This is a genomic window from Streptomyces sp. NPDC054841 (assembly GCF_053611045.1).
In genome coordinates this window covers 1-5,586 of sequence record NZ_JBSGZO010000522.1, presented here as the reverse complement: position 1 = coordinate 5,586, position 5,586 = coordinate 1, and the positions used below count along the sequence as shown (strand labels likewise).

The 5,586-nt window shown below is 69.8% G+C and carries 7 protein-coding genes; 1 reads left to right on the top strand and 6 read right to left on the bottom strand.

Going from position 1 to position 5,586, the window contains the following annotated elements; translation table 11 throughout:
- Positions 1–269: 269 nt before the first annotated feature.
- The 6 genes from ACWGI8_RS38300 to ACWGI8_RS38275 form a co-directional block, all read right to left on the bottom strand.
- On the bottom strand, positions 270–1,661 hold the full coding sequence (locus ACWGI8_RS38300) for an 8-oxoguanine deaminase (protein WP_453668053.1): 1,392 nt from the start codon (positions 1,659–1,661) through the stop codon (positions 270–272).
- A gap of 242 nt (positions 1,662–1,903) precedes the next feature.
- Entirely contained in the window at positions 1,904–2,827 is a 924-nt protein-coding gene (gene pucL / locus ACWGI8_RS38295) for a factor-independent urate hydroxylase (RefSeq protein WP_453668052.1), read from the bottom strand.
- Positions 2,828–2,832: 5 nt separating this feature from the next.
- Entirely contained in the window at positions 2,833–3,243 is a 411-nt protein-coding gene (gene uraH / locus ACWGI8_RS38290) for a hydroxyisourate hydrolase (RefSeq protein WP_453668051.1), read from the bottom strand.
- Positions 3,240–3,752, bottom strand: a complete 513-nt coding sequence (gene uraD, locus ACWGI8_RS38285) for a 2-oxo-4-hydroxy-4-carboxy-5-ureidoimidazoline decarboxylase (protein ID WP_453668050.1) — start codon at positions 3,750–3,752, stop codon at positions 3,240–3,242. The genes uraH and uraD overlap by 4 nt, the downstream gene beginning before the upstream one ends.
- A gap of 155 nt (positions 3,753–3,907) precedes the next feature.
- The gene (locus tag ACWGI8_RS38280; RefSeq protein ID WP_453668049.1) at positions 3,908–4,285 is read right to left on the bottom strand and encodes a helix-turn-helix domain-containing protein; all 378 of its coding nucleotides are present in this window, start codon (positions 4,283–4,285) and stop codon (positions 3,908–3,910) included.
- A complete protein-coding gene (locus tag ACWGI8_RS38275; protein ID WP_453668054.1) occupies positions 4,282–4,533 on the bottom strand; it encodes a hypothetical protein in 252 nt (83 codons plus the stop codon). Before ACWGI8_RS38275 ends, ACWGI8_RS38280 begins: the two co-directional genes overlap by 4 nt.
- A gap of 216 nt (positions 4,534–4,749) precedes the next feature.
- Here ACWGI8_RS38275 and ACWGI8_RS38270 point away from each other — a divergent pair.
- Positions 4,750–5,586: lytic transglycosylase domain-containing protein (locus tag ACWGI8_RS38270; RefSeq protein WP_453668048.1), on the top strand; the 837-nt coding region annotated here is incomplete at its 3' end.

Here is a 5,586-nt window from a genome sequence, read left to right as displayed (position 1 = left end):
GTGCGTACCTTTGGCGCACGCACCCCCCGGGTGACGGCTGCCACGGGCCCCGCTCGGGTCCATGGCTGCCGGCCGAGGGCCGTCCCCCTCCGCCGGACTACCGGGGGTCAGAGGGTGTCTTGCGGATCTTGCCGGGCTCGCGTGCCCTGGCACCGCACCTCGCTGCGTTGTCGTCGGTCACCGACGCTCCGCGTCGATTTCCTCCTCCGCCTTGCGATGCACGACGCCAGACCCCGCGCGCTCATCCGGCCTGATCCACAAGACACCCCCTAGGCCTGCGCGGCGATCCGCGCGAGGCGCTGGGCCTCGTCCCGCGTGGAGCGGGCGATGGCGTCCTCGTCGACGTGCAGCAGGCGGCTGTCCTCGACGACCGGCCTGCCGTTGACGAGCGAGAGGGTGACCGGGGCCGCCGCGCCGAAGACGAGGGCGGTCACCGGGTCGGCGATGGAGGAGTGGGCCAGCGTGTCCAGCTTCCAGAGCACCAGGTCGGCGAGCTTGCCGGGCTCCAGCGACCCGATCTGCGAGGCGCGGCCCAGTACCTGGGCGCCGCCGTACGTGCCGAGGCGCAGGGCCTGGCGCGCGTTGAGCGCACGCTCGCGGTGCACGGTGCTCAGCCGGTTGATCAGCAGGGCGTTGCGCAGCTCGGTGTGCAGCTCACCCGACTCGTTGGAGGCGGTGCCGTCGACGCCCAGCCCGACCGGCACACCGGCGGCGAGCATGTCCGGTACGCGGGCGATTCCGGCGGCGAGGCGGGCGTTGGAGGACGGACAGTGGGCGACGCCGGTCTTCGTCCGGGCGAAGGCCGCGATGTCGGAGTCGTTCATGTGGACGCAGTGCGCCATCCACACGTCCTCGCCGAGCCAGCCGGTCGACTCGAAGTAGTCGGTCGGGCCCATGCCGAAGAGCTCGTGGCAGAACTTCTCCTCCTCCACGGTCTCCGAACCGTGGGTGTGCATCCGCACGCCCTTGCGGCGGGCCAGCTCGGCGCCCTGCTTCATCAGTTCGGTGGAGACGGAGAAGGGCGAGCAGGGCGCGACGGCGACCTGCGTCATCGCGTCGAAGGAGGCGTCGTGGTGCTTGTCGATGGTCTCCTCGGTGCCGGCCAGGGCGCCTTCGAGGGTCTCGACGGCGAAGTCCGGAGGCAGGCCGCCGTCCTTCTCGCTGCGGTCCATGGAGCCGCGGGCGAGGGTGAAGCGGACGCCCGTCTCGGACGCGGCGCGGATGATCGCGCCGGACAGGTCACCGGAGTCCTTCGGGAAGACGTAGTGGTGGTCCATCGCGGTGGTGACGCCGCCACGGGCCATCATCGCGAGCGAGCCCTGGGCGGCGGAGTACGCCATCTGCTCGTCGATGCGCGCCCACGTCGGGTACAGCGCGACCAGCCAGTTGAAGAGGTTGTGGTCGGTGGCCAGACCACGGGTGATCCACTGGTAGAAGTGGTGGTGCGTGTTGACCAGGCCCGGGGTGACCAGGTGGCCGGTGCCGTCGATGCGGCGGACCACGTTCTCCAGGTTCTCGGGGGCCTTGCCCGCGCCGATCGACTCGATCCGGTTGCCGGCGACGACGATGTGGCCCGAGGCGTACTCGGTGTCGTCGGCGTCCACGGTCGCGATCGCACAGTTCTCGATGACGATGCGCGGGGCTGCTGCCGGTGCTGCCATGGCGGTGCGTCCTTTGTCTTTCAGTGGCGGTGTGGGCACGGCAGGGCCCTGGGAGGATTTGAGTGCCACAGCCGCGCGGCTGTGGGTGCCGAAAGGGTGGAAGGACGGTGGAAGGACAGGTCGGGCAGGACCGCCGCGGGCGCTCCCGCATTGCGTACACGTGTCAAGGAAACCACCTGTTCCCTCCTGTCCGGTACGGCCCCGCCCAGGTCAGGGCGGGCGGGGCCATGGTCGGTCCCGCGTCAGAGGTTGGTCATGTCGACGGGGATCCGCGGCTCGACGCCGTCCCGCAGGATCGTGGCCTCGATCAGGCCGTAGGGGCGGTCGGCGGCGAAGTAGACCTCGTTGTCGTTCTTGAGCCCGAAGGGCTCCAGGTCGACGAGGAAGTGGTGCTTGTTCGGCAGGGAGAAGCGGACCTCGTCGATCTCCGAGCGGTTGTTGATGATCCGCGAGCCCATCTGGTACAGCGTCTGCTGCAGCGAGAGGGAGTACGTCTCGGCGAAGGCCTGGAGCATGTGCTTCTTGACCTGCTCGTAGGACTTCTCCCAGTTCGGCATGCGCTGCTCGTCGTCGGTCCAGTTGAACCGCCAGCGACCGGACACCTGGGTGGCGAGGATGCGGTCGTACGCCTCCTGGAGCGTCGTGTACTTGTCCTTGACGTAACCCCAGAACTCGGAGTTCGTCGAGTTCATCACGACCAGGTCCTTGAGGCCGGAGATGACCTCCCACGAGTCACCGTCGTAGGTGATCTGGGTGACCCGGGTCTCCTGGCCCTTGCGGACGAAGGAGTGCTTGACCTCGTCGGCGCCGATGAACTTCGAGTTGGCGTCGGAGGTCGCGATGCGCTCCCAGGCGTACTCCTCGATGCGGATGCGCGCCCGGTGGATCGGCTCCTGCGAGGTCACGAAGTGACGGGCGAGGTGGATGCCGAACTGCTCGGCGGACTCGATGCCGTACTCCTTGGCGAACGCGTACACCGTGTTCTTGGTGGTGTCCGTCGGCAGGCAGTTGGCGTTCGAACCGGAGTAGTGGACCTCGGACATGTCGCCGGAGAGGGCGACCGAGACGTTCAGGTCCTTGATGTGGTGGGTGTCGCCGTCCCGCGTGATCTTGACGACACGGTTCTCAGCCTTGCCGTACTGGTTCTGTCCCAGAATCGTGGGCATGTCTGCTAGCTCCCTCGGTAAACGGAGTAGCCGAACGGGTTGAGCAGCAGCGGTACGTGGTAGTGCTCGCCCGGTTCGACGGCGAACGTGATCGCCACCTCCGGGAAGAACGCACCGCTGTCCCGATTCGCGGGGGCGTCCTGCTGCGCATCGGCTTGCTTTTTCACGACTTCGAGAAAGTAGGACTCGGTCTCGAAGTCCAGTCGTACATGGGTGGTGCCCTCCGGCAGCGCCGGCAGGTTCTTGCAGCGCCCGTCCGCGTCGGTCGCGGATCCGCCGAGTGCCACCCACTCCGCGCCGGAGCCGTCGCGGGCGGACCCGCGGGCCGACAGGCGGATGACGACGCCCTCGGCGGGCCGGCCGATGCTGGTGTCCAGGATGTGCGTGGACACGGACGCCGTGGTTTGCGTACTCATGCGCTCTCTTCCTCTACGAGACGGCTCAGCCGGATGCGGTTGATCTTGCCCAGCTCGGTGCGGACGATTTCCCGCTCCTGCTCGGGCGAGTTGTCGATCCGCTCCCGGACGGCGTCCCTCATCTGCTCACCGGTCCGGCCGGTGGCGCAGATCAGGAAGACGTGGCCGAACTTGTCCTGGTAGGCCAGGTTCAGTTCGAGCATCTCGGCCTTGAGGTCCTCGGAGGCGCCGGCCATCCCGCTCTGTTCGCGGGAGGAGGTCGGGTCACCGGGCTTCGGCCGGCCGATCGGCGGGTGCCCTGCCATCGCTTCGGCCAGATCAGCGGCGGTCAGTTCGGCCATGGCGGCGTCACTGGCGGCGAAGAGGGCGTCCACAGTGGCGTACGGGCGCTGGGCGAGCAGTTTGCTTCCCCACGCCGAGCTGGCACACACCTCGTGCAGCGCGGCCTGGGCCTCGCTGTCCGCCGAGGTGTTGAACCGGGCGAGGCCCGGTACGGAAGTCGAAGTCACGGGAGCCTCCGTGGCTGTTTTGCAAGGTGCGTCGGACGGGCTGCGGATAGCTAACGCCTTCCCTCAACACCCCGTCAACACTTTGTTGAAACTTCGTTGCCATAAAAGCCGCCGTCCCGACATATGGACGGCGGCCGTGTACGCGGAGTCAGCCTCTACTCACTCTTCGCCGCGTTTTCCCTGTTCAGGTAGTTGTACACAGTGAAGCGGCTGACACCAAGGGCACTCGCCACCGTCTCCACCCCATGCCGCACCGAGAAGGCACCGCGTGCCTCCAGGAGCCGGACGACCGACTGCTTGGTCTTGCGGTCCAGCGCGGACAGCGGCATGCCGTGGCGGCGCTCCAGCGCGACCAGGATGTGGTCCAGCGATTCGGAGAGCTGCGGCAGCCGTACGGCAACCACCTCGACGCCCTCCCAGGCCAGGACCACGTCGTCGCGCCCGGCCTGCTCGGGCAGCAGCATCGCGGCGCCCATGGCGTCCACCAGCGGCTTGACCGCGGTGATCAGGGGGTGATCTCCCGGCTCGGTCACTTCTCCTCCTCCCCGATCACGTTCACCTGCAACGAGACCCGAGTGGCGCCCGCGCCCAGAGCCTGACGCAGCAGCGAGTCGACCGCGGTGAGCACCGCGTCCGCCGCGCCCTCCGCCGTGTTGCCAAACGGTCCGACGTCCACGGCGTCCAGATCGGCCGCCTGGATGACCTCGCGTGCCACCAGCGCATGGGCCGGGGCTTCGTCCAGGTCGAAGGGTTCGGTGGTGAACTCCACTCGCAATCGCAGCATGCCCCCCACGTTAAGCCTGCCCGCGCCGCCGTCCGTCGCCAGGCCCGGAAATTCCGTCGGTTCCGGGCGACGGACCGGCCGCCCGCCCGCGTAGAGCCGGTGACGGAAGCCGCACCGGCCCTCATCTCCGGTGCGGCCTCAGCACAGGGAGGGGTCTGCGGTATGACACGGCACAAGGGCAGAGGTGTCAGCAGGGGTGTCAGGGGTACGGCGATGGCGGCTGCGGCCATGGCGGCACTGACCGCCTCCCAGGCGCCGGGGGCACAGACATCCCCTTCCGCCGGGGAGACGGCGCCCACCGCACCCGCGCGGCCGAGCGTCTCCGGCGACTCCGCGTACCGCGCCGAGCTGCCGCCGCTGCGGGCACGAGGCGTGCCGGGCGAGGGCGGCGGCGGCGCGGACCGCGCGTCGGACGGCTCCGCCGTGACGGCCGCGGGCGCACTGCCTGCCACCGTCCTCGCCGCGTACCGGCGGGCGGAGTCGACGCTCGCGGCCCGCGCACCCGGCTGCGCCCTGCGCTGGCAGCTGCTGGCCGCGATCGGCCAGGTCGAGTCCGGGCAGGCACGCGGCGGGCGGGTGGCCCCGGACGGCACGGCTCGTCCGCCGATCCTGGGGCCGCGGCTGGACGGCAACGGGTTCGCCGTGATCGGTGACACCGACGGCGGGAGGTACGACGGGGACACCCTGTACGACCGCGCGGTCGGCCCCATGCAGTTCATCCCGTCGACCTGGGCCGTCTGGGGCGCCGACGGCAACGGGGACGGAGCGGCCGACCCGCAGAACGTCCACGACGCGGCGCTCGCGGCGGGCCGCTACCTGTGCGCGGGCGGGCGGGACCTCTCCGACCCGTACGACCTGGACCGCGCGATCCTCGGCTACAACCACTCGACGGCCTACCTCCGTACGGTCAGGGCCTGGTTCGCGTACTTCCTCGAAGGCCACCTCGTCGTGCCGGACCATCCCGGTGCCGGATCCGGTCCCCGCCCCGGGCCGGAGTCCTCCCGCCCGGTGCCGCCGCGCTCGTCGCCCCCGGCCGCCGCGGCTCGGCCG